The 23,882-nt window shown below is 62.2% G+C and carries 18 protein-coding genes and 2 tRNA genes; 19 read left to right on the top strand and 1 reads right to left on the bottom strand.

What is annotated here, in order from left to right:
- Positions 1-23 precede the first annotated feature (23 nt).
- Positions 24-1,013, top strand: a complete 990-nt coding sequence (locus ACTNA2_RS05515) for a PLP-dependent transferase (protein ID WP_441048822.1) — start codon at positions 24-26, stop codon at positions 1,011-1,013.
- A 104-nt stretch (positions 1,014-1,117) separates the two neighbouring features.
- On the opposite strand, the gene ACTNA2_RS05510 is transcribed toward ACTNA2_RS05515, so the two are convergent.
- Positions 1,118-1,462 carry a winged helix-turn-helix domain-containing protein gene (locus tag ACTNA2_RS05510; RefSeq protein ID WP_427719637.1) on the bottom strand — a complete coding sequence of 115 codons (345 nt, stop codon included), beginning with the start codon at positions 1,460-1,462 and terminating at the stop codon, positions 1,118-1,120.
- Positions 1,463-1,655: 193 nt separating this feature from the next.
- On the opposite strand from ACTNA2_RS05510, the gene ACTNA2_RS05505 reads away from it, so the two are divergent.
- The 18 genes from ACTNA2_RS05505 (at position 1,656) to coaD (ending at position 23,868) form a co-directional block, all read left to right on the top strand.
- Complete coding sequence (locus tag ACTNA2_RS05505) at positions 1,656-3,167, top strand: IMP dehydrogenase (RefSeq protein WP_154515410.1); 1,512 nt, start codon at positions 1,656-1,658, stop codon at positions 3,165-3,167.
- A gap of 259 nt (positions 3,168-3,426) precedes the next feature.
- Positions 3,427-6,003, top strand: coding sequence for a leucine--tRNA ligase (gene leuS / locus ACTNA2_RS05500; protein ID WP_427747319.1), 2,577 nt, complete (start codon positions 3,427-3,429; stop codon positions 6,001-6,003).
- A gap of 256 nt (positions 6,004-6,259) precedes the next feature.
- Complete coding sequence (gene rimP, locus ACTNA2_RS05495) at positions 6,260-6,754, top strand: ribosome maturation factor RimP (RefSeq protein WP_427794683.1); 495 nt, start codon at positions 6,260-6,262, stop codon at positions 6,752-6,754.
- A 1-nt stretch (position 6,755) separates the two neighbouring features.
- Positions 6,756-8,003 carry a transcription termination factor NusA gene (nusA, locus tag ACTNA2_RS05490; RefSeq protein WP_441048821.1) on the top strand — a complete coding sequence of 416 codons (1,248 nt, stop codon included), beginning with the start codon at positions 6,756-6,758 and terminating at the stop codon, positions 8,001-8,003.
- Positions 8,004-8,094: 91 nt separating this feature from the next.
- Entirely contained in the window at positions 8,095-10,770 is a 2,676-nt protein-coding gene (gene infB / locus ACTNA2_RS05485; RefSeq protein WP_441048820.1) for a translation initiation factor IF-2, read from the top strand.
- Between the two features lie 11 nt (positions 10,771-10,781).
- On the top strand, positions 10,782-11,192 hold the full coding sequence (gene rbfA / locus ACTNA2_RS05480; RefSeq protein WP_006234038.1) for a 30S ribosome-binding factor RbfA: 411 nt from the start codon (positions 10,782-10,784) through the stop codon (positions 11,190-11,192).
- Complete coding sequence (locus tag ACTNA2_RS05475) at positions 11,185-12,228, top strand: DHH family phosphoesterase (RefSeq protein ID WP_427728745.1); 1,044 nt, start codon at positions 11,185-11,187, stop codon at positions 12,226-12,228. The genes rbfA and ACTNA2_RS05475 overlap by 8 nt, the downstream gene beginning before the upstream one ends.
- A 15-nt stretch (positions 12,229-12,243) precedes the next feature.
- Positions 12,244-13,176, top strand: a complete 933-nt coding sequence (gene truB / locus ACTNA2_RS05470; protein ID WP_441048819.1) for a tRNA pseudouridine(55) synthase TruB — start codon at positions 12,244-12,246, stop codon at positions 13,174-13,176.
- A complete protein-coding gene (gene ribF / locus ACTNA2_RS05465) occupies positions 13,173-14,180 on the top strand; it encodes a riboflavin biosynthesis protein RibF (RefSeq protein WP_441048818.1) in 1,008 nt (335 codons plus the stop codon). Before truB ends, ribF begins: the two co-directional genes overlap by 4 nt.
- Positions 14,173-16,281, top strand: coding sequence for a DNA primase (dnaG, locus tag ACTNA2_RS05460; RefSeq protein WP_441048817.1), 2,109 nt, complete (start codon positions 14,173-14,175; stop codon positions 16,279-16,281). Before ribF ends, dnaG begins: the two co-directional genes overlap by 8 nt.
- A 110-nt stretch (positions 16,282-16,391) precedes the next feature.
- Entirely contained in the window at positions 16,392-17,735 is a 1,344-nt protein-coding gene (gene rpoD / locus ACTNA2_RS05455; protein WP_370450567.1) for an RNA polymerase sigma factor RpoD, read from the top strand.
- Positions 17,736-18,126: 391 nt separating this feature from the next.
- Positions 18,127-18,201: transfer RNA gene (locus ACTNA2_RS05450), tRNA-Asn, on the top strand.
- Between the two features lie 33 nt (positions 18,202-18,234).
- Positions 18,235-18,309, top strand: a tRNA-Asn gene (locus ACTNA2_RS05445).
- A gap of 161 nt (positions 18,310-18,470) precedes the next feature.
- Complete coding sequence (locus ACTNA2_RS05440; protein WP_187361832.1) at positions 18,471-18,860, top strand: Asp23/Gls24 family envelope stress response protein; 390 nt, start codon at positions 18,471-18,473, stop codon at positions 18,858-18,860.
- 27 nt (positions 18,861-18,887) lie between these two features.
- On the top strand, positions 18,888-20,549 hold the full coding sequence (locus ACTNA2_RS05435) for a DAK2 domain-containing protein (RefSeq protein ID WP_441048816.1): 1,662 nt from the start codon (positions 18,888-18,890) through the stop codon (positions 20,547-20,549).
- A gap of 10 nt (positions 20,550-20,559) precedes the next feature.
- Complete coding sequence (gene recG, locus ACTNA2_RS05430) at positions 20,560-22,737, top strand: ATP-dependent DNA helicase RecG (protein ID WP_441033363.1); 2,178 nt, start codon at positions 20,560-20,562, stop codon at positions 22,735-22,737.
- A complete protein-coding gene (gene rsmD / locus ACTNA2_RS05425; RefSeq protein WP_441048815.1) occupies positions 22,734-23,378 on the top strand; it encodes a 16S rRNA (guanine(966)-N(2))-methyltransferase RsmD in 645 nt (214 codons plus the stop codon). The genes recG and rsmD overlap by 4 nt, the downstream gene beginning before the upstream one ends.
- Positions 23,371-23,868, top strand: coding sequence for a pantetheine-phosphate adenylyltransferase (gene coaD, locus ACTNA2_RS05420; RefSeq protein WP_154515440.1), 498 nt, complete (start codon positions 23,371-23,373; stop codon positions 23,866-23,868). The genes rsmD and coaD overlap by 8 nt, the downstream gene beginning before the upstream one ends.
- Positions 23,869-23,882: the final 14 nt, after the last annotated feature.

Raw genomic sequence — 23,882 nt, 5'->3', positions numbered from 1 at the left:
TTGTTTTGAAGGGACGGTGTCACGTGGACGCACAACAGCTAGAAGAGGCCTGGGCTGCAAGGGCTGGCGCGCGCGAGGCGCGACTGGTTGCAGCCTCGCATGTGCCGGCGGCGCTGTCTCTGTTGGGGATTGTGCGTCCCGGCGATCGCCTGGTGGCCTTTGCGGATGACTTTGCCGAAGCGTTTGCTTGCGGCTTTGAGGGCTGCGATGTCGTGCTGGTGGGCTCGCCGTCCGCCGAGGCGTTTGCTGCTGCGTCCGAGGGCTTTGATGCTTCGCTTGATGCCGAGGGGCCGCACCTGTGGTGGTTCGCCAACTCCATTGGCGCGTTCGGTCTGCGTGTGCCCGATTTGCGCGCGTTAGGCCGCGCCGCGCGTGAGGCCCATGCACTGCTGGTTGTTGACAACACCGTGGCTGACGTCTTTGGCTGCAATCCGCTGAGCTTGGGCGCCGTGCTGTCGCTCGAGGCACTCGACCGCGTGTGTGCCGGTAAGGCCCCGCGTAAGCTCGTTGCCGCTTCGGTGGCGCGATCGCAGCTTAAGCGCCATCGTGTGGATGCCGCGGCTGAGTGCGCGCATTCGTTGTTTGCGGGCTGCGGTGCGTCGGCGCTCGATCTTTCTGCTGAGGAGGCCGACGTGCTGGAGCGCGGGCTTTCCTCGCTTAACGCTCGCATGCAGGCTCACTTCGATCGAGCCCGTGCGCTGGCCGAGTATCTGGCCGCGAACGAGATGGTGCGCAACGTGCGCTATCCCGGGCTGAGCTCGCATCCTGACCATGCGGTTGCAACGGGAATCCTCGAGCATGGCTTTGGCCCGGCAGTTGAGTTTGACCTTATCGAGCGTAGCGCGGGAGAGTTGTTCGACGCTTTGCCGGGGGAGTTTCGCACATCGTTCGCCGGCGGTGCAACGACGCGTCTTTCGGCCCCACGTGGCAAGCAGGGGGACACCATCCGCCTCTTCGCCGGCACCGACGATCCCCTGACGGTAGCCGCCGCCCTCGATAACGCCCTCCGATAGTAGCTAATTTGGGACGGGGCTTTTTTAGCTACCCAATGTCAGTTTTTGGCTATGAGTTAAGAATGCTCTGGATGGGTAGCTAAAAAAGCCCCGTCCCAAATTAGCTACTCTTTGATGGTGTCGATCAGGTCGTTGGCCCTTGCGGCTATGACTTCGTTGATCTCTGCCTGCAGCTCCTCGTAGGCCGCTATGGCTCGCTCGCCGGCGGGGGTGAGCGAGCTCCCGCGGGCGCCGTCGCGCTCGATGAGCTTGCACCCCAGCTGCCCCTCGGCCTCGTTCACAATGCGCCATGCCTTGGAATAGGCCATGCCCATGCTCTTGGCGGCACGGTTGATCGAGTGTTCGCGGGCGATACCCTGCAGCAGCAAGACGCAGCCGTGGCCGAACACGCCCGGCAGATCTTTGTCGCACGACTGAATGACCAGTTTTGCCGTCGTCTTGTACTCCATGCGCTCCACGTCTCTCCGCTAAAGTGTCTGCTGGGCAAACGCAAAGCCTGTGTTAAGCCCTCGTGTGCTCTTCTTAAATCATGCATTGTAGCAGTTAAAGTGCGTTAAGATACTTGCCCAGTATTGGGCGCCCAAGGTTGGGCTGGGTCCTACGAGGCCTGCAGCCGACCGGTCGCATGGAAAAAGGAGAAACATGGCTACGTTCTTTCCCGGTGAGTCCCACACGTTTTCGGAGTATCTGCTGGTCCCTGGTTATTCGTCCTCGCAGTGCATCCCCAACAACGTCTCTCTTAAGACGCCGCTAACCCGCTTTAAGCGCGGCGAGAAGCCGGCAATCACCCTGAACATCCCCATGGTTTCCGCCATCATGCAGTCCGTCTCGGGCGTCGACATGGGTGTCGCGCTCGCTACCGAGGGTGGCCTGTCCTTCATTTACGGTTCCCAGACCCCCGAGTCCGAGGCCGCCATGGTCAAGGCCGTCAAGGATCACAAGGCCGGCTTCGTTCAGTCCGATTCTACGCTGACCCCCGACATGACCATGGAGCAGGTCATCGAGCTCAAGGAAAAGACCGGTCACTCCACCATGCCGGTCACCGACGACGGCACTCCCAAGGGCAAACTCTTGGGTATCGTTACCAGCCGTGACTATCGCCCCAGCCGCGATGACCACCAAAAGAAGGTCTCCGAGTTCATGACCCCGCGTGAGCAGCTCATCGTGGGCGACAAGAACATCAGCCTCAAGGTTGCCAACGACGTCATCTGGGACAACAAGCTCAACGCCCTGCCCATCGTCGATGACAACGATCACCTCATGGGCATCGTCTTCCGCAAGGACTACGACAGCCACAAGACCAACCCCAACGAGCTGCTCGACGGCGATAAGCGCTACATGGTCGGCGCCGGCATCAACACCCGCGACTATGCCGAGCGCGTGCCGCTGCTCATCGAGGCCGGCGCCGATGTCCTGTGCATCGACTCTTCCGAGGGCTTCAGCGAGTGGCAGAAGCGCACCATCGAGTGGATCCGCGCCAACTACGGCGAGGATGTTAAGGTCGGTGCCGGCAACGTCGTTGACGCCGAGGGCTTCCGCTTTTTGGCCGACTGCGGTGCCGACTTCATCAAGGTCGGTATCGGCGGCGGTTCCATCTGCATTACCCGCGAGACCAAGGGTATCGGCCGTGGCCAGGCCACCGCGCTGATCGACGTCTGCCGCGCTCGCGACGAGTACTACGAGGAGACCGGCGTCTACGTGCCCGTGTGCTCCGACGGCGGTATCGTCTACGACTACCACATGACGCTCGCCCTTGCCATGGGTGCCGACTTTATGATGCTGGGCCGCTACTTTGCCCGCTTTGACGAGAGCCCGACCGAGCGCGTCAACGTCAACGGTCAGTACATGAAGGAGTACTGGGGCGAGGGTTCTGCGCGTGCCCGCAACTGGCAGCGCTACGACCTGGGCGGCGCCGCGAAGCTCAGCTTTGTCGAGGGCGTCGACTCCTACGTTCCCTACGCCGGCTCCCTTAAGGACGGCGTGGGCGGCACGCTCTACAAGATCAAGTCCACGATGTGCAACTGCGGTGCCCTCTCGATCCCCGAGCTCCAGAAAAAGGCACGCCTGACCCTGGTGAGCTCGACCTCGATCGTCGAAGGCGGCGCCCACGACGTAGTCGTCAAGGATTCGCAGCAGTCTGTGTCTTATCGATAGGATAAGAGCCGCACATAAAGGTTGAGTTCCAACCACGTTATTAAGATAAAGCGAGATGCCTGCAAGTCGCAGGCATCTCGCTTGTCGTATTTGCTATCATCAGTCAAGTTAACCTTAGGGTCGGTCGGCTTGGCTTTGTTCGCTACAAGTTCCGCACGCAAAGAAGAGCACTTAATGTGCTCTTCGTCTTGCGCAGGACTGTCCGCAGTAGCGAATAAAGCCAAGCCGACCGACCCCAGCTAAGATTAAAGGAGCTGATATGTGCGATTGCACAGATCATAAGGACGAGATCCCTGCCTACGACGCGCAGGCCATTGAGTCCAAGTGGATGAAGGCCTGGGAGGACTCCAACCTCTTTGCCGTCGACACCGACGCCAGCAAGCCCAAGAAGTACGTGCTCGAGATGTTCCCGTATCCTTCGGGCGACCTGCACATGGGCCACGCGCGCAACTATACCATCGGCGATGCCATGGCCCGTCAGGCCCGTATGCGCGGCTTTGACGTGCTGCATCCCATTGGCTTTGATGCCTTTGGCCTGCCCGCCGAGAACGCCGCCATCAAGCACAACACGCAGGCTGCCGCCTGGACGTATAAGAACATGGACCAGGCGCTCGCCACGATGAAGCGCATGGGCTTCTCCTACGATCTGGATCGCATGGTCAAGACCTGCAGCCCCGACTACTACCGCTGGGGCCAGTGGATCTTTGAGAAGATGTGGGAAAAGGGCCTGGTCTACCGCAAGAAGAACCCGGTCAACTGGTGCCCCAACTGCAAGACCGTTCTGGCCAACGAGCAGGTTACCGAGGGTAAGTGCTGGCGCTGCGGCACCGAGCCCGAGAAGCGCGACCTTGAGCAGTGGTACTACAAGATTACCGAGTACTCCCAGGAGCTGCTCGACGATCTGGAGAAGCTCCCCGGCTGGCCCGAGCGCGTTAAGCAGATGCAGGCCAACTGGATCGGCCGCTCCGAGGGCGCCGAGGTCGACTTTACCCTGTGTGATGCCAACGGCGATCCCATCGAGGGCGACGAGGGCAAGATCACCGTCTTCACCACGCGTGCCGACACGCTCTTTGGCGTCTCCTTCTTTGTCCTGGCTCCCGAGTACGCTCGTCTGCACGAGCTCGTCGAGGGCACGGAGTACGAGGAGGCCGTGACCAAGATCGTCGAGGACTCCAAGCATATCTCTGCCGTCGAGCGTGCCCAGGGCACCCTCGAGAAGCACGGTGCCTTTACGGGCCGCTACGTGGTTAACCCCGTCAACGGCGAGAAGGTTCCCGTGTGGGTTGCCGACTATGTCGTTGCCGATTACGGCACCGGCGCCGTCATGGCCGTTCCCTGCGGCGACCAGCGCGACTTTGAGTTTGCCCGCAAGTACGACCTCCCGATCGTCCCGATCATCCTGGACGATGACGACCGCGCTGCCGTCGAGGCCAGTGGCGAGACCATCGATACCTTCCATGCCGAGACCGTAGACTGGGATTGCGCCCACGCTGCCGAGGGCACGCTCGTCCAGTCCGGCAAGTACACCGGCATGCGCGGCGGTAAGCACTCCGAGGGCGAGGCTGCCATCGTGGCCGACCTCGAGGCCATGGGCTGCGGTCGTCGCAAGGTCGAGTTCCGCCTGCGCGACTGGCTCATCAGCCGTCAGCGCTATTGGGGCAACCCCATCCCGGCCATCCATTGCGAGCACTGCGGCATTGTGCCCGTGCCCGAGGACCAGCTGCCGGTGACGCTGCCCGAGAACCTGGACCTGGGCGCCGGCGAGACCCTCGCCGAGTGCAAGGACTTCTACGAGACTACCTGCCCGGTCTGCGGCCGCCCGGCCAAGCGCGAGACCGATACCATGGACACTTTCACCTGCTCCAGCTGGTATTACCTGCGCTATACCGACCCGCACAACACCGAGCTGCCCTTCTCCCGCGAGGCGGCAGACCGTTGGATGCCCGTCGATAACTACATCGGCGGCATCGAGCACGCCATTTTGCACCTGCTCTACAGCCGCTTCTTTACCAAGGCGCTGCGCGACCTGGGTCTGCTCAGCGTGGACGAGCCCTTTACCAACCTGCTGTGCCAGGGCATGGTCAAGGACGAGAACGGCGACACCATGTCCAAGTCCAAGGGCAACGTCGTACCCCCGAGCTCGGTTATCGAGCCCTACGGCGCCGACACCATGCGTCTGGCGATCCTGTTTATCGCCCCGCCCGAGAAGGACTTTGACTGGGATCCCAAGGCCGTCGAGGGTGCCAACCGCTTTATCAAGCGCGCCTGGCGTATCGTGTGGCAGCTTGTCCAGTCGGGTGACGCCAACGTTGCCTTCGACAAGTCCGTGCTCGACGAGACCGCGATGAAGCTCTATCGCGAGCGTCACCGCACCATCGCCAAGTGCACCGAGGACTTCGATCGCGGCCAGTTTAACACCGCGATCTCGGCCGTCATGGAGCTCGTCAACGCGGCGAGCGCCTACCTCAACGCCACCGAGGGCGCATCGCGCGACAAGGCACTGTGCTACGGCGTGGCCAAGGACATCGTGAGCGTCCTTGCCCCCATCTGCCCGTTCTGGGCCGACGAGCTGTGGCACGAGGCACTCGGCTGCGAGGGCAACGCCTACACCGCCGCCTGGCCCGAGTTTGACCTGGCCGAGTCCATCGAGGACACGGTGCAGATCGTGGTCCAGGTGCTCGGTAAGGTCCGCGGCCGCATCGATGTGGCCCGCGATGCCTCCAACGAGGAGATGCAGGCTGCCGCCGAGGCCGCTGTTGCCAAGTGGCTCGAGGGCAAGACGGTCGTCAAGGCCATCTGCGTGCCCGGCAAGCTGGTCAACCTGGTGGTTAAGTAAACCTTGCGCATATAGTTGATGCACAATAGACGAGGGACGATCCGGCTGGGTCGTCCCTCTTTTTGGATATGGATACTTGCGACTACATCCAATTATCCATTTCTTGTGGAGAACCTGTGCTCACGCTGACCTGCGGGTTTGTGCTATGGTTGCACGTTTTCGCAGGTATTGGTATAGTTTGCTTGCAAATGAAGTTGTAATTGAAAGAAGTGGGGTTTCGGCCCCGCTTCTTTTTTGTATGGATGGAGGTGCCGCAATGGTCAAGACCAAGATCGAGCAGGCGATCATCGACGCGCTCGAGGCCGTCGCCCCCCAGCACGATGTCGATATTGTCGACGTTGAGCTCGTGGGTGCCACCAAGGCCCCCTGCGTGCGTGTGCGTATCGAGGGTGCCGAGGGTCAGAGCCTGTCGCTCAACGACGTCACGGCCAACACCAAGTGGGTCGGCGACGTGATTGAGGAGCTCGACCCCATCTCTTCGAGCTATACGCTCGAGGTGTCGAGCGCGGGTATGGCGCGCCCGCTGCGCCGTCCGCGTGACTTTGCCCGCTTTGTGGGCGAGGACTGCGAGCTTTCCTCCACCGCCACCGAGGGCCGTCGCAAGTACTCCGGCAAGATTGCCGCCGCGACCGAGACCAACGTAACCCTCGAGCTCGAGGACGGCGAGTCTGTCACCCTCGATTTTTCCGATGTTAAAAAGTGCAAGTTGAAGCCCGTCTATGACTTCAAGCCCGCGAAGGAAGGAAACTAACATGGCAGCATCCGACATGATGTCCGCCCTGATGGAGCTTTGCCAGGAGAAGCACATCGACCAGCTCTACCTGATCGACCGCCTGGAGCAGTCGCTCGCCAAGAGCTATGCCGAGATCCTGCATCTTGAGTGGGGCGCCAAGGTGACCATCGACCGCACCACCGGCAAGATCTATGTCTACCGCCTGGAGCCGATCGACGATTCCATGGACGAGGAGGGCAACTTCACCGAGTTCGAGGAGATCGACGTCACCCCCAAGAACACCAGCCGCATCGCCGCCCAGCACGCCAAGGCCGAGATCAACGCCATCGTGCGCAACTCCGCCCGCGAGCAGATCTACGAGGAGTTCTCCGGCCGTATCGGCGACCTCATCAGCGGTACCGTACTGCAGTCCACACCCGACTTTACGATCGTCAAGATCCGCGAAGGCGTCGAGGCCGAGCTTCCGCACTTTGATCAGCGCCGCTACGAGAACGAGCGCAACGAGCGCCCCATGGGCGAGCGCTATCTGCACAACCAGCACATCAAGGCCGTGATCATTGACGTTCGCGACCCCAACTCCACGCTTCCGCCGGTTCGCGGCGAGCACAGCCGTCCGCCGATCGTTATCTCGCGTACCCACCCCGAGCTCATGCGTCGTCTGTTTGAGCAGGAGGTGCCCGAGATCTATGAGGGCACCGTCCAGATCAAGTCGATCGCCCGCGAGCCCGGCCAGCGCTCCAAGGTCGCCGTCCACTCGCTCGATGACCGCCTGGATCCCGTGGGCGCCTGCGTCGGCCCCAAGGGCAGCCGTGTGCGTGCCGTCGTGGGTGAGCTGCGCGGTGAGCGCGTCGACGTCATCCTTTGGGATGCCGATCCGGCCGTCTACGTCGCCAACGCCCTGTCGCCCGCCAAGGTCACTCGCGTCCTTATCGACGAGGAGAAGGCCTATGCCGGCGTCATCGTGCCCGACGACCAGCTTTCGCTCGCCATCGGCAAGGAGGGCCAGAACGCCCGCCTGGCCGCACGCCTGACCGGCTGGCACATCGACATTAAGTCCGAGACCCTTGCCGCCGACATCCTCAAGAACGTTCCCGTTCACGAGGAGCCTGCCGCCGACCTGATCGGTGACGAGGAGGATGACGACGCCCGTCGTTGCGAGTACGTGTCCGAGGACGGCATCCAGTGCCGCAACCAGGCCCGTCCCGGTTCCCGTTACTGCGGTGTCCACGACACCGACGCCTTCGATGATGCGGAGGACCTGATCTAGCGCGCGGTTGCGCTGGACAGGTTCCGGCGCACATCCCACGCTCGTTCAGTCTCTAGGCACCCAAGGTGCCAGAAAGGGTAGGTGAAGTCATATGGCAAAAGTCCGTGTGTCCACCCTGGCCAAAGAGTTCGGCATGACCTCCAAGGAACTGATGGGTCACCTCGCCGAAATGAAGATTCCCGCTAAGTCTGCTTCCTCCGCCCTGGAGGACGCTTATGTTGCCATGGTCCGCAAGCAGCTTGCCTCGGTGATCGAGGCCCGCGCCCAGGAAGTCGAGGCCGCCAAGCAGGCCGAGGAGGAGGCTGCCGCCGCCGAGGAGGCAGCGCGTGCCGCCGAGGCCGAGCGCGAGCGCATTGCCGCCGAGAAGGCACGCGAGGAGGAGCGCCGCCAGTTTGCCGCCGCCCAGGCCGCCGAGGAGGCAGCCCGTGCCGAGGCCGAGGCCAAGAAGAAGGCCGAGCAGGAGCGCCTTGCCCGCGAGAAGGAGGAAGCTGCTCGCGAGGCCCAGCGCCGCGCCGTTCCCGCTTCCGACTCCGGTTCGCGCTTCCGTTCGCTGCTCGATCAGATCGCCGCACAGGAGACCGTGCTCAAGGAGAAGAAGGACGCCGAGGACAAGGCCAAGGCCGAGCGCGGCAACCGTCGCGGCGGCAACAGCGATCGTCGTGGCGGCCGTCGCAACGACCGCAACGCCTCCGAGAGCCGCCCGCACAGCCATCGCACCAATGCCAGCAACAATGTCGCTGCCGGCATGGATTTCCCCAACCCCGATAAGCAGGGCAAGGGCAAGAAGCGCAAGGGTGGTCACAACAGCGAAGAGGACCACTACAGCCGCATGGCGCGCGAGGCCGAGGAGTACAGCCGCGAGAAGGTTCTCGAGGAGGCCCGTGCCGCCGTCGAGGAGGCCACTCGCGAGTCCACCGGTCGCCGCAAGAAGCGCAAGGAGAAGCGCGAGCGCGAGGCCGCTAGGGCTCAGGAGGAGCGCAAGATTGAGGAGGCGCTGGCCCAGGGCGTGAACCCCGAGGAGCTCGACGCCATCAAGGTCTCCCAGGGCGTTACCGTCCAGGAGCTTGCCGAGGCGCTCGACGTTCCGGCCAACGACATCATCAAGCGCCTGTTCCTGCTGGGCACCCCGCTCACCATGACGCAGTCCATGTCCGACGACCTTGTCGAGCTTGTTGCCGACGACTTGGGCCGTCAGATCAGGATCATCACCCCCGAGGAGGAGAACACCTTCTCGTTCTACGACGATCCCGCCGACCTTAAGCCCCGCGCCCCGGTCGTCACCGTCATGGGTCACGTCGACCACGGCAAGACGAGCCTGCTCGACGCCATCCGCCACACCGGCGTTGCTGCCGGCGAGGCTGGCGGCATTACCCAGGCCATCGGCGCATCGCAGGTCATGATCAACGACCGCAAGATCACCTTCATCGATACCCCGGGCCACGCTACCTTTACGGCCATGCGTGCCCGTGGCGCCAAGGTGACCGACATCGTCATCCTGATCGTCGCCGCCGACGACGGCGTTATGCCCCAGACGGTCGAGTCGATCAACCACGCCAAGGCCGCCGGCGTTCCCATCGTCGTCGCCGTCAACAAGATCGATAAGCCCGGCGCCAACCCCGACCGCGTGCGCCAGGAACTCACCGAGTACGGCGTCATCCCCGAGGAGTGGGGCGGACAGAATATGTTCGTCAACATCTCGGCCAAGCAGAAGATCGGTATCGACGACCTTCTGGAGACCGTGCTGCTCCAGGCCGACGTGCTCGAGCTCAAGGCCAACCCCGATACCTTCGCCTCGGGCAACGTCCTCGAGGCCAAGCTCGACAAGGGCCGCGGCTCGGTCGCTACCGTGCTCGTGACCCGCGGTACCCTGCACGTGGGCGATACGCTGGTCGCCGGCCTTACCTATGGCCGCGTCCGCGCCATGCTCGACCCCAAGGGCCGCGCCGTCACCGAGGCCGGTCCCTCCGACGCCGTTGAGATCTTGGGCCTGCAGTCCGTTCCCAACGCCGGTGACGAGTTCCGCGTGTTCGAGGACGAGCGCGAGGCGCGCGCCCTGGCCGATGAGCGCTCGCTTAAGGCCCGTATCGAGGAGCAGAGCCGCGTGAAGCACGTCACGCTCGAGAACCTCTTCGAGACCATCGCCGACGCCGAGGTCAAGGAGCTCAACCTGATCATCAAGGCCGACGTCCAGGGCTCCATCGAGGCCCTTCAGGACTCGCTCGACAAGATGGATCAGTCCGAGGTCCGCATCAACACGATCCACTCCGCGGTCGGTGCCATCAACGAGACCGACGTCGTCCTGGCCGACGCCTCCAACGCCATCATTATTGGCTTTGGCGTGCGTCCCGACGGTAAGGCCCGCTCCGCTGCCGAGCGCGAGGGCGTCGAGATTCGTTGCTACGACGTTATCTACAAGTGCCTCGAGGAGCTCGACGCTGCCCGTATCGGCATGCTCAAGCCCACCGAGGTCGAGGTCTCCACGGGTACCGCGACCGTCCTGGACACCTTTAAGGTGCCCAAAGTCGGTATCGCCGCCGGTGTCCGCGTCGAGGAGGGCGAGATCGCCGCGACCGATTCCGTGCGCCTGGTGCGCGACGGCATCGTTGTCTTTAACGGTAAGATCGCCTCGATGCGCCACTACAAGGACGAGGCCAAGAGCCTCAAGAGCGGTTCCGAGGGCGGCATTGGCCTGGAGAACTTCCAGGACATCAAGCCCGGCGACCAGATCGAGGGTTACCGTATCGACCAGGTTGCCCGTACCGAGTAGGGGGTAGCGCTATGAAGCAAACGCAGGCAACCCGCCGTCTGGGCGAGCAGCTTCGCGAGAAGCTCGGTTATATCCTTCTCTTTGAGGTTTCCGATCCGCGTCTCGACCTGGTCACCCTGACCGCGGTCGAGGTCGCGGTGGACCGTTCGTTCGCGCGCGTGTACGTGTCGTGCGATGCGAGCCGCTACGATGAGGTCATGGAGGCGCTCGCCAGCGCCAAGGGCCGCATTCGCAGCCTGTTGGCTCGTTCACTCGACTGGCGCGTCACGCCCGAGCTCGATTTTCGCATCGATCGCTCGACCGATGAGGCCGAGCGCATTACGCGTGCGCTGGAGAATGTCCCGGCCACGCTGGCGATCGAAAAGGACGAGGACGGCTATCCCATAGCGGATGCCGCCCAGGAGGCAGCTTTAGATGACTAATTCCGCCGACCTCGTCTCGTGCGAGTCTGCAGATATTAAACGACGCATCCTCGAGCTTATCGAGGGTGCGTCCTCCATTGCGATCTCGGGTCATACCTCTCCCGACGGCGATGCCCTGGGCTCCGTGTTGGGCTTGGGTCTCTCGCTCATGAAGGCGTTCCCCGACAAGGACATCGCGCTGCTGCTCGCAGACGACGATCCCGTTCCGCGTATTTACCGCTTTATGGAAGGCGCCGATCGTCTGGTGCCGGCTTCGAGCTTTACGGGCGATCCCGACCTGTTTATCTCGGTGGATGTGCCGGTTGTCGAGCGTCTGAACAACTCGGCCGACGTGCTCCGCCGCTCCAAACATGTGGTGTGCTTTGACCACCATCCGGCGCGCGAGGAGTTTGCCGAGGTAAGCCTGAGGCGTGTCGATGCTGCGGCGTGCGCCATGATCATCGACCACTTTTTGGATGATTGCGGCATTGTCGTTCGCGATCGCATCGCCACCTGTCTGCTCTGTGGCCTGGTTACCGATACCGGTCGTTTTCAGTATCAGAATGCCGATGCCGCTGCGTTCCATGCGGCTTCGCGCCTGGTGGCGCACGGTGCCGACCCGGCGCGTGTCGCGCTCGAGGTCTATCAGAGCATGCGCGTCGAGTTCTTGCACCTCAAGTCCATCGTCATGGGCCGCATCAAGACGGTCGCGCACGGGCGCGTGGCGTATAGCTACGCGTACGAAAGCGACCTTAAGGAATGTGGCGTCACCTCGGATGAGTGCGACGGCTTGGTCGATGTGGTGCGCTCGGTGATGGGTGTCGAGGTCTGCCTGTTCCTTAAGGGCATCGAGGGCGATACCAAGGTGCGCGGAAACCTGCGCTCCAAGGGCGACATGGATGTCTCCGAGATTGCGGCCAACTTTGGCGGAGGCGGACATCACGCTGCTGCCGGCTTTACCAATAACGGAACGATTTTCGAGACGCTCACCGCGGCACTTCCCATGCTGGCCGAGCTGGTGGGGGAGGATCCCGCTTCGGTGACCGTCGAGCTCTAACTTTTTGGATGGTACATGGCTCGTCGTACGCCTTCTCAATTGAATATGCTGCTCGCCGTCGATAAACCGGTGGGCTGCACGTCCCACGACGTGGTATCGCGGTGCCGGCGCGCCCTCCATGAGCGGCGCGTCGGTCATGCCGGCACGCTCGACCCCATGGCGTCGGGTGTCATGGTGGTGGGCGTGGGCCAGGCTACGCGTCTGCTGGGCATGCTTACCCTCGATACCAAAAGTTACGTCGCCGATATCTCGTTTGGCGCCGAGACCAATACCGACGATGCGGAAGGCGAGGCCGTCCGTACGGTTGCCATTGCACCCGAGCTGCGCGATCCGGCCTATGCTCGAGAGCGCTTGAGCGCCATGCTGGGCCCTCAGATGCAGGTCCCGCCGGCGTTTTCGGCTATTTCGGTCAACGGCGTGCGCGCCTATAAGTCTGCACGTGAGGGCAATGCCGTTGAGTTGCCTGCGCGCCCGGTCGAGGTATATTCTGCCGACCTGATCGCCGTGAGTGGCGAGGGCGATTCCTGCATTTGGACCGTTGCCTTCTCGGTGAGCAAGGGCACCTATATCCGTGCGCTCGCTCGCGACCTGGGTCGCGCCTGCGATAGTGCCGCGCATATTTCCGCGCTGCGCCGTACCGCTTCTGGCATTGTCTCCATCGGTGCCTGCCATGCGGTCGAGGAGCTTTCTGCCGAGTCCGCTGCCGGCTTTGCCTTGGACCCCATTGCGGCCCTCGGCGCCACGCGTGTCGACTTGCCGGGCAATCTTGCCGACGATCTGCTGTGCGGACGTCGTATTCCTATTGATCGCGCGCTCGCCGGCTTCGATGCGTCGAAGGCACCGTTTGCGCTGGTGCTCGATGGCGGGCTCAAGGCTTTGGCGCGTATCGAGGATGGTCGCTTTGTGATGGAGCACGTCTTTCCGCAGGCGATCGGCGGTGTTCGATGATGCTGGACCCTCACGAGCTCGCGCGCACATTTTTTGTGGGCGCGGCGGCGGAGGCCCGCATCGTTTTGGCTGATGCTTTTGGTGACTGCGAGTCTATGGGTGCCGCCTCGATTGCCATCGGCGTTTTCGATGGCGTGCATAGGGGACATCGTGAGCTGATCGACGCGGTCATTCGCGATGCGCGCGTCCGCGGCTGCAAAGCGGTTGTCGTAACGTTTGACCCTGATCCAGATGTTGTGGTGAGCCCTGCGCCCGCTCAAAAATTGATGACGACGGCCGACCGCCTGCATGCCCTGGCTCAGACTGGGGTCGATGCCGTGGTGGCTGTTCCCTTTACTCCCTCGGTAGCGTCGCTCGACCACGTGGGCTTTCTTGAGCTGTTGGCGCATGTTGTCGACATTCGCTCCATTCGCGTTGGCAGCGATTTTAGGCTGGGCCGCGGCGGCGCCTCGGGCGTTGCCGAGATGCAGGCATGGGGTGTCGAGCGCGGTGTTGACGTGTATGGGCACAATTTGCTGTGCGAGGCCGGCGAGGCTATCTGCGCCACCCGCATTCGACGTGAGCTGAGCTTGGGCCACGTTGAGCTGGCAGCCGATCTACTCGGCCGTCCCTATATGGTGCGCGGCGGCGTGATTCGCGGTCGCCACGAGGGCTCCGATATGGGATTTCCGACGGCAAACCTGCTGGTGCCAAACGGAATCCAGCTGCCTGCCGATGGCGTCTACGAGGGCCTTGTGCTGGTCGACGATACCGTGTGGCCCGCGGCCGTCAACGTGGGCCTGCCGCCGACGTATGCCGACGATGCCGCTTCGGCGCATCTCGAGGCCAACTTGATCGGGTATGCGGGCGACCTGTATGGACGTTCGGTTTCGTTGGCGTTTACGCGTTGGCTGCGTCCTTCGCGCGTGTTTGATTCGCTGGACGAGCTTATCGCGACCGTCGAGGGTAATATTGACGATATCCGTCATAACTTGGGTGAGCAGGGGGTGAGCATCCGTGATTAGCGATGAGGAGAAAGACCAGGTGCGCGCTGCGTCCGACCTGGTTGCCATCGTGCAGGAAACGGTTGAGCTCAAGCCCCGCGGCCATGAGTTTTGGGGTTGCTGCCCCTTCCATGGCGAAAAGACCCCATCGTTTCACATTATCCCCGCTACGCAGGTGTGGCACTGCTTTGGCTGCGGCGAGGGCGGCGACGTCTTCACCTACATCATGAGGCGCGAGAACCTGAGCTTTCCCGAGTCGATTCGCTACCTGGCCGATCGTGCCGGCATTGAGTTGCACGATACCGGCGCGCAGCGCGATCGCGGCACCAAGCGCGTCCGCATCTATGACCTGTGCGCCGAGACGGCCCGGTTCTATCACACCATGCTCATGCGCGGTAAGGACAGCCGTCCGCGTGAGTACTTTGCCAGCCGCGGTATGGGTGGCGACGTCTGCCGTCGCTACTGCCTGGGCTTTGCGCCGGGTCGCAATATGTTGGTGGCCCATCTGTCGCAGAAGGGCTTTACCCCGCAGGAGATGGTCGACGCCAACGTGGCCGTGAGCCGCGGGCGTGGACAGCTTGCCGATCGTTTTTACGACCGCGTGATGTTTCCCATCTTTGACGAACAGGGTCATAACATCGCCTTTGGCGGTCGTATTATGGGCGACGGCCAACCCAAGTACCTCAACACCGCCGAGACGAGCGTGTTTCATAAAAAGAGAAACCTCTACGGCTTTAACTGGGCCAAGGAGTTTATCGTCGCGCAGGATACCGCCATCGTGGTGGAGGGATATACCGACTGCATCGCCTGCTGGGAGGCGGGGATCAAAAACGTCGTCGCCACGCTGGGCACGGCGCTGACGGAACATCACGTAAAGACGCTCACCCGTTTTGCCAAGCGCATTGTGTATATGTTCGATGGTGACGCCGCCGGTCAAAAGGCCGCGCGCCGCGCGATTCAGTTTATCGAGCAGGACTCGATGGACCTGCGCTGCGTGGTGCTTCCCGACGGCAACGACCCTATGGAGTTCGTCACGGCGCATGGTGGCGAGGCACTGCAGGCGCGTATCGACGCCGCCGAGCCCCTCATGGACTTTGTGTACCGCTCACTGCAGGAGTCGAGCGACATTACCACGCCGGGCGGTCGCGCCAAGGCGCTCGAGGATGCGCTGACGCTCATCTATCCGCTGCGCGATAGCTACATGATCGATACGTACTTTATCCAGATCGCCGACCTTCTGGGCCTGGATTTGGAGACGGTGCGCTCGAGCTCGGGCCGTGTGTTTCGCGATGTCGCCAAACGCGAGGACGCCGAGCGTCGTCGCGAGCAGAACTACGAGCGCCAGCGGGCACAGGCCGAGCGCGCAGGAGGCGCGGGCGGTCGGGTGTCCGGTCCGCAGGGGGCATCTCGCGGCGCCTGGGTGTCGGGGACGACGCCGCCGGTATCCGCACCGGTCGAGGAGGAACCGTACGACTATGTGCCGCTCGAGGCCTACGGGGCCGCGCCGGTCGAGGTCGTCGACGATATGCCGCCGATTGATGTGCTTGCTGGCATGGACGCGGCGCCCGCGGGGTCTGCTTCGAGCGCTTCCGTTCCGGCGACGCCGATCGTGCTGACCGATCTGGAGCGGAAGTCTCTGGCGGGGGAGCGCGAGCTGTTGACGATGCTCACCAGCTACCCCGACCTATTCCGCACGTACGCCGATCGCATCTGCTCGATCGAGTGGGTAGATCCCCGTCACGAGTCCATCGCGTGGGCCGTGCTCGCGACGCCGCCGGGCACCGATCCCGCGGCGTGCATGGACGCCGCGCGCGCGGTGTGTCCCGAGGCGGCTTCGCTTGTCAGCGCCGGGCGCATCTCGGCGACGAGCAAGCATCCCACCGAGACGAACATCGTCTTTATGCTCGATACGCTTGAGCTTTACACCATCAAGCGCCGTATGCGGGCTGCCCAGGCCAAGCTGCGCCAGGACCGGTCGCTCGACGATGACGCGCGCCGTGCATTGACCATGCAGGCCGCGCGGGATTCTTTGCGCCAGCGCGAGCTCCAGAAGTCGATTGGCGGCGTGGCCGATCCGTTCCGGTTGATTGGTTTGGAGGCCGCGGGTCCCGATCAGGCCTAGATGTTGTGGTCAATCGGCATGTTATCTGCTATATCCAGTCTGAATTTTGGGTATAGACGTGTAAGTGTGTGCTAAAGTAATGTGTCCTGTGGACTACGAAGGGAGAATCTGTGCCAAATAAGACTGAGAGCACGGGTACTGGGCTGGAATCCTACGTTGCTAAGCTCATGGGCAACGGCTCAAACAGGACTTCGGTAACCGAGGACGAGATCCAGGTCGTCCTGAAGGATATCGATGTTTCTGACGAGCAGCTCAACGCGGTCTATTCCGCGCTGCGCAACAGCGGCATCCAGATTATCTCCGCGAGCGGAAACGACGACGCCCCCATGGACGTCGACGATGACGATAACGATACCGACGATTTCGATGACGACGAGGAGCACGATTCCGGCTCGCTCGACGATCATGAGCTTAAGATGGCCCGTCAGGCCGATGCCGAGATGGGTTCTTGCAAGAGCAAAAAGAAGCGCACCGTCCGTACGTCCCGTTCGCGTTCTCGCGTGCGTGGCATCGATGCCTCCACGGTGATGCTGACCGGTGACCCGGTTCGTATGTACCTTAAGGAGATCGGCAAAGTCGACCTGCTGACCGCCTCCGAAGAGGTCGATCTGGCCATGAAGATCGAGGCCGGTCTCGAGGCCACCGAGAAGCTCGAGGCCGCCGAGGCGGGCGAGATCGAGCTCACTCGCGCCGAGATGCGTCGTCTGACTCGTATCGAGAACGTGGGCCTCGAGGCCAAGCAGGCGCTCATCAGCGCCAACCTCCGTCTGGTCGTCTCCATCGCCAAGCGCTACGTCGGTCGCGGCATGCTGTTCCTGGATCTGATCCAGGAGGGCAACCTCGGTCTGATCCGCGCCGTCGAGAAGTTCGACTACCAGAAGGGCTTCAAGTTCTCCACGTACGCCACGTGGTGGATCCGTCAGGCCATCACGCGCGCTATCGCCGACCAGGCCCGTACCATCCGTATTCCCGTGCACATGGTCGAGACCATCAACAAGCTTGTCCGCGTGCAGCGCCAGCTCCTCCAGGATTTGGGTCGCGACCCGACCCCCGAGGAGATCGGTGCCGAGATGGACATGAGTGCCGACCGCGTCCGCGAGATTCAGAAGATCTCGCAGGAGCCCGTGTCGCTCGAGACTCCTATCGGCGAGGAAGAGGATTCCCAGCTGGGCGACTTTATCGAGGACTCCCAGGCCATCGTTCCGCCCGATGCCGCCAGCTTCTCCATGCTGCAGGAGCAGCTCACCCAGGTGCTCGACTCGCTTGCCGATCGTGAGCGCAAGGTTATTGAGCTGCGCTTTGGACTTGTCGACGGACATCCCCGCACGCTCGAGGAAGTCGGCCGCGAGTTTGGTGTCACGCGCGAGCGCATCCGCCAGATCGAGTCCAAGACCCTGGCCAAGCTCCGCCACCCCAGCCGCTCCAGCAAGCTCAAAGACTACATCGAAAGCTAGTCATGCAAGAAGCGCCCTCAAGCACATCCGCTTGAGGGCGCTTTCATGTAACAAGGGCCGGCAGTTGGGGCACGGGTAGTCTTTTTGGGACGGGGCTTTTTTAGCTGCCCTATCTCAATGCGCGGCTCAAGCTTTAAAGGCCCCAGATTGGGTAGCTAAAAAAGCCCCGTCCCAAAAAGACTAAAAAGGCCCCAGATTGGGTAGCTAAAAAAGCCCCGTCCCAAAAAGACTACCCTGGGCGTCTGGTTGATTAGTCGTTGGGGACGTTCTTGAATGACTAGTCGTTTAAGAACGTCCCCAATGACTGGGTCGGAAAATTTCTTAAAAAAGTTCTTGCCCTGAGCTGATTCGTCCGTATAATAAACTTCGTTGCTTGAGAGCATGCACCTATTCCTCGGTAGCTCAATGGTAGAGCACGCGGCTGTTAACCGCGCTGTTGTAGGTTCGAGTCCTACCCGGGGAGCCAGAATTTCTCAGCCCAATCTGCTGGGCTTTAAATTCCTCGGTAGCTCAATGGTAGAGCACGCGGCTGTTAACCGCGCTGTTGTAGGTTCGAGTCCTACCCGGGGAGCCAGATTGTAAAACCCGTCGCTTTTGCGGCGGGTTTTTTCATGCCGCGATTGCTTAACGCAAACGTTGCCATATCAACATTTCGTGTCGAGGATGTAATCCCGCGACCCACCACCTCAACATGGCGCGGTCGTTGTAGAATATTGCAATGATTGCTCCCACGACATGGTGCCGCGAGCACCAGATAAGGAGATTCTTGTGTCTGAGACCATTAACGGCAGCCTGAGCGTCTCGAACGACGTTATTGCCGATATTGCCGGTTATGCCGCGATGACGTGCTATGGCGTCGTCGGTATGGCCGAGCAGCTCCAAGGCGCCGAGAGCGTGCGCCTGCTTGCCGGTCAGCGCCTCCGCAAGGGCGTGCTTGTCTCCGCCGACGAGAACGGCCTTACGGTCGACCTTCACGTCGTGCTCGAGAACGGCGTCAACATGAAGTCCGTCTGCCACAATCTTTCGAGCTCCGTTGCTTTCACCCTGCAGGAGATCGCCCAGATCGATCCCGCCAGCCTTAAGATCGGCATTCACATCGACGCGCTCAAGAGCCGTCTGAACTAGCATCCGAAAACGGAGATTCAAATACTCATGATTGTAAAGACCATTCGCACCTGTTTTCCGATCGCTGCGGCTGCCGTTTCCGACAAGGCCGAGGAGATCAATAAACTCAACGTCTTTCCCGTGCCCGACGGCGACACCGGCACCAACATGTCGCTCACGCTCGCCTCGGTGACCAAGGAGCTTTCCGCCCTTCCCGCCGATGCCGATATGGAGGCCATCGCCGGCGCCATCACCCACGGCTCCCTCATGGGCGCCCGCGGCAACTCCGGCGTTATCACCTCGCAGATCCTGCGCGGCGTGGCCGAGGGGCTCGTCTCTGTCGATGAGCCCATCACGTCTGCCGACATCGCGCATGCTTTCCGTCGCGCCGTCAAGGTCGCCTTCCAGGCCGTCCGCAAGCCCATCGAGGGCACGATTCTTACGGTCCTGCGCGACGTCTCGACCAAGGCCGACGAGTGCGAGAAGAAGAAGCTCTCGGCCGAGGACGCGCTCGACGCCATCGTCGTCGAGGCCTACCAGTCTGTGGCTCGCACGCCCGACCTGCTGCCCGTTCTGAAGGAGAACGGCGTGGTCGACTCCGGCGCCTTTGGCTTTGCCATCTTCCTGGAAAACTTCGTTGCCGCTGCTCTGGGCCGCAGCACCGTTGTCGAGGATTTCTCCACCACGTTTGATTCCGCTGGCTCTGCCCGCGATGCGGCCCTCGGTCGCGTCGAGATCGAGGCCAACGACGACTGGGAGGGCTCGGAGTTCCGCTACTGCAACGAGTTCCTCTTTAAGGCCGACGCCCCGTTTGACGAGGACGAGTGCCTTAAGTTCCTGGGTTCCATGGGCGACTGCGAGCTGCTCGTGGGCGCCTACCCCGACTACAAGATCCACGTGCACTCCAACACCCCCAACCTGGTGCTCGAGCACATGCTGCAGCTTGGCCAGATCTACGAGGTCTTTATCCACAACATGGAGATGGAGGCCCACGACCGTACCGCTAAGATCCACGAGGACCAGCAAAAGGCCGCCGAGCCCGCCAAGGCCCTGGGTTTTGTCGCCGTTGCCGCCGGTTCCGGTGAGGCCGACATCCTCAAGTCCCTCGGCGTCGACGTGGTCGTTTCGGGTGGCCAGACCATGAACCCCTCCACCGCCGACCTGCTGGGCGCGGTGGACCAGGTCAACGCGACTTCGGTCATCATCCTGCCCAATAACGGCAATATCCGTATGGCTGCCGAGGCTGCCGCTTCTGCCTGCACCGACAAAAAGGTCGCCGTGGTTCCCACCAAGACCGTTCCGCAGGCGTTCTCCGCTCTGTTCGCGGTGCTGCCCGATTCCGAGCTCGAGGACGCCGTCGCCGCCATGGTCGATGCCATCAGCGAGGTTCGCGATGGCGAGGTCACCCGTGCCGTGCGCGATTCCAGCGCCTCTGACGGTTCGCCGATTCACTCCGGTGACGTCATGGGTATCATTGCCGGCTCCATCGACGTGGTCGGCTCCGATGTGAAGCAGGTCACGCTCGAATGCATCAACCGCATGCAGGAGGAAGAGGAGGGCGACGCGCTGACGATTCTGGCCGGCGAGGAGCTGTCCGATGAGGCCTTCCAGGAGATCGTCGACGCCATCGAGGAGGCTCAGCCCGACCTGGAGATTGACGCCCATCGTGGCGAGCAGCCGCTCTATCCCGTGATCTTTTCGATCGAGTAGGCATCTGCCCATGTCCGAGCTGTGCTCCGTGCCGCGCGTCTCGGAGCGCTTTGCCCAGAGCAATGCGCTCGACGAGGATATCGCGCGACTCAAATATGTTTCGGGTAAACGTGAGGAGGCCCTTCGCCGTCTGGGAATTAGGACGGTGGGGGACCTCCTTCTCCATATCCCTCATCGATATCTGGACTTTACACGCTCCTGGTCCATCGAGATGGCGCCTATCGGTACGGTGTGCACGATCGTCGCCACGGTCGATCGTATCGTTCAAAAGCAGCCCCGCCCGCGTATGCAGGTTACCGAGGTCTCGCTTGTGGACGAGACGGGCGTGCTGCAAGTCGCTTTTTTCCGCCAGCCCTGGATTGCCCAGCAGCTCAAGCAGGGCGACCGCCTGGCCGTGATGGGTAAGGTCGAATTTGCCTACGGCTTTAAGCAGATGGCCTCGCCGCATTTCGAAAAGCTCGAGGACGGGCGTGCCGCGGGCACCATCCTGCCGGTTCACTATGTGAGCGACGGTGTGAGCCAGGCTTGGATGCGCCGTATCGTGAGCGGCGCGCTCGAGATTGTCGGCAATCCCTTCGACCCGATTCCCGCGCCCTTGCGCGCCAAGCGCCGCCTTATGAGCAGCGCCCGTGCGCTGCGTTCGATTCACTTTCCCTCGAGTATGGCCGAGCGCGATATCGCGCGCGCACGGCTTGCCTATGAGGAATGCCTCTATCTTCAGCTGGCGCTTCGTCTGCGCAACGACGGCGGTATGGTCGAGGTGGTTCCCTACACCCATACCGCGGGTGATCATTTGACGGCGCTTAGGCGGGCCCTGCCGTTTTCGCTGAGCGACGAGCAGGAGGCCGCGTTCCAAGACATCCTGCATGACATGTGCGATGGCGACCACGTGATGAACCGCTTGCTGCTGGGCGATGTCGGTACCGGCAAGACCGCCGTCGCCGCCTGCGCGCTGGCAGTCGCGGCCGATTCGGGTACCCAGTCCTGCGTCATGGCACCCACGGGCGTGCTGGCGCGTCAATATGCCGATAAGACCGGCCCTTTGCTCTCGCAGGCCGGTATGTCCTGGGCGCTCCTGACGGGTGCTACCCCGGCCGCCGAGCGCGAGCGCATCCATGCACAGCTGCAGTCTGGTGAGCTCGATGTGCTCTTTGGTACCCATGCGGTCCTTTCGGATAACGTAACGTTTAAACATCTTTCACTCGTCGTTATCGACGAGCAGCATCGGTTTGGCGTGGGGCAGCGCAATGCCCTGCGTGCCAAAGGCCCAGGTGCGGACTTGCTCGTTATGACGGCCACGCCTATTCCGCGCACACTGGCGCTTTCGGTCTATGGCGACCTGGACACGTCCATCATTCGTCATCGCCCCGTTCCCGGGGCCGGCGTCTCGACGCGCGTGCTCACCGAGTCGAGCCGCGACCTGGCCTACGGTGCCATTCGCGAGGCGCATGCCCAAGGACAGCAGGCTTACGTTATCTGCCCGCTTGTGGAGCCGAGTGACTCCGCGGACGATTTGGAAGACGTCCCCGGCATTGCTCGCGACGATGAAGGTCGCGTGACGGTGCCCGTGCCGTTACACGACACCGCGACCGAGCTCGACCGCCTGCGTCTGGCATTGCCGGGGCTTTCCGTCGAGCGTCTTCACGGCCGCATGCCGGCGGGGGAGAAGGACCGCGTGATCGACGCCTTTAAGCGCGGCGAGATCGACGTGCTCGTCTCGACTACGGTGGTCGAGGTGGGCGTCGACGTTCCCAACGCCACCGTCATGGTTATCGAGAACGGCGAGCGCTTTGGCTTGGCGGCCCTACATCAGCTTAGAGGCCGCGTGGGCCGCGGCAGCGTGTCGGGCACGTGCCTGGTCATGACGCATTCCAAGGGCAATGGCGGTGTGTCTGCTGCGCAAGACCGCCTGCGGGCGCTCGAAAAGACCTCTGACGGTTTTGCACTTGCGCAGATGGACCTGCGTTTGCGCCACGAGGGCGAAATCTTGGGTTATCGCCAACATGGCGGTGTGACCCTGCGTTTTGTGGACCTGGACGCCGACGAGGATCTTATCGAATGGGCCCATTTGGACGCGGTCGAGCTCTTGCGGTATGCTTGCAACCTTGACTCCGTGGCGACGCGTCCCTTGCGCGATGCGGTCGCCACGCGTTATCGACATATCTTCAAGGAGGTCAGCGGAGGATGAGAATCATCGGCGGTGAATGGCGCGGCCGCAAGATCGAAGAGCCGCGTGGGCGCGATGTCACCCGTCCCACGACCGACCGCGTGCGCGAGGCATGTGCGTCCATGGTCATGTCGGCATTCGATTTCGATCTGGACGAGGTCCGCGTGCTGGATGCCTTTGGCGGCTCCGGTGCCCTGGGAATCGAGATGCTCTCGCGCGGCGCTCGCTCGCTCATCACGTTCGAGATCGATCGCAATGCCGCCCGACTGATCACTAAGAATATCGAGTCGCTGTGTCGCGACCGCTCGCGTTGGCGCGTCGTTACCGGCGATGTGTTGGCGAGCACCTCGCGCGGCCGTGTTCCGGGCGGCCCCTTTGATCTGGTCCTGCTCGATCCACCCTATGCCTTTGGTGCCGAGCCGGTCGAGGAGCTGCTGCGCAATCTTGCCCAGCAGGGCTTGCTGGCACCAGGGGCCTTTGCCCTGTTTGAGCATGCCGCAAGCGACGCGGGCGCTCATCCGGCTGGTTTTGAGACCGTGCGAGAGAAACGCTACGGCATTACCTCGGTTGACTTGCTGCGCTGGGTGGCCGCGGACGAGTGCGACCATGCTAATGACAGCGATATTGACGAGGACGTGCCTTTGGAGGATACCCATGAATGACACTATCAACCGCGTGATCGTTCCGGGTACGTTTGACCCCATCACGTTTGGTCACATCGATGTAATCCGCCGCGCCCGCCGCATTTTTCCCAGCGTGATTGTCGCCGTGGCGGAGTCGCAGGGCAAAAACGGCGTGGGCACCACCTTTATGCTCGATGAGCGCGTGGCGTTGGCCCGCGAGGCCCTGGGCGATATTGACGGTGTCGAGGTACTGCCCTTTACCGGCCTGTTGGTCGATTTTGCCCGTGAGCAGGGTGCGGGTGCTGTGGTCAAGGGCCTGCGCGCCATGACCGACTTTGAGTACGAGCTGCAGCAGGCGGACCTCAACTATCGCCTGGACAACGAGCTTGAGTCCATTTTTGTCATGAGTGCGCCGCAGTACGGCTATATCTCGAGCTCGGTGGTTCGTCAGATCGCATCGCTCGGAAGCGATGTGTCGACGTTTGTGCCGCCCAATGTGGTCGAAGCGCTTAAACATCGCTTTTCGTGACGTTTCATATTGCC

The sequence above is a fragment of the Collinsella sp. HCP28S3_E9 genome, from assembly GCF_052065455.1.
GTDB lineage: Bacteria > Actinomycetota > Coriobacteriia > Coriobacteriales > Coriobacteriaceae > Collinsella.
Note: the sequence above shows the minus strand (reverse complement) of the source record. Positions and strands in the feature narration are given on the sequence as shown.

Excerpts from the sequence above, each read along its gene's own strand:
- ACTNA2_RS05475 (WP_427728745.1), top strand. The coding sequence starts at position 11,185 with ATGACTAATTCCGCCGACCTCGTCTCGTGCGAGTCTGCAGATATTAAA.
- nusA (WP_441048821.1), top strand. The coding sequence starts at position 6,756 with ATGGCAGCATCCGACATGATGTCCGCCCTGATGGAGCTTTGCCAGGAG.
- truB (WP_441048819.1), top strand. The coding sequence starts at position 12,244 with ATGGCTCGTCGTACGCCTTCTCAATTGAATATGCTGCTCGCCGTCGAT.
- ACTNA2_RS05505 (WP_154515410.1), top strand. The coding sequence starts at position 1,656 with ATGGCTACGTTCTTTCCCGGTGAGTCCCACACGTTTTCGGAGTATCTG.
- rimP (WP_427794683.1), top strand. The coding sequence starts at position 6,260 with ATGGTCAAGACCAAGATCGAGCAGGCGATCATCGACGCGCTCGAGGCC.
- ribF (WP_441048818.1), top strand. The coding sequence starts at position 13,173 with ATGATGCTGGACCCTCACGAGCTCGCGCGCACATTTTTTGTGGGCGCG.
- rbfA (WP_006234038.1), top strand. The coding sequence starts at position 10,782 with ATGAAGCAAACGCAGGCAACCCGCCGTCTGGGCGAGCAGCTTCGCGAG.
- leuS (WP_427747319.1), top strand. The coding sequence starts at position 3,427 with ATGTGCGATTGCACAGATCATAAGGACGAGATCCCTGCCTACGACGCG.
- coaD (WP_154515440.1), top strand. The coding sequence starts at position 23,371 with ATGAATGACACTATCAACCGCGTGATCGTTCCGGGTACGTTTGACCCC.
- infB (WP_441048820.1), top strand. The coding sequence starts at position 8,095 with ATGGCAAAAGTCCGTGTGTCCACCCTGGCCAAAGAGTTCGGCATGACC.
- ACTNA2_RS05510 (WP_427719637.1), bottom strand. The coding sequence starts at position 1,462 with ATGGAGTACAAGACGACGGCAAAACTGGTCATTCAGTCGTGCGACAAA.
- rsmD (WP_441048815.1), top strand. The coding sequence starts at position 22,734 with ATGAGAATCATCGGCGGTGAATGGCGCGGCCGCAAGATCGAAGAGCCG.
- ACTNA2_RS05435 (WP_441048816.1), top strand. The coding sequence starts at position 18,888 with ATGATTGTAAAGACCATTCGCACCTGTTTTCCGATCGCTGCGGCTGCC.
- ACTNA2_RS05440 (WP_187361832.1), top strand. The coding sequence starts at position 18,471 with ATGGTGCCGCGAGCACCAGATAAGGAGATTCTTGTGTCTGAGACCATT.
- recG (WP_441033363.1), top strand. The coding sequence starts at position 20,560 with ATGTCCGAGCTGTGCTCCGTGCCGCGCGTCTCGGAGCGCTTTGCCCAG.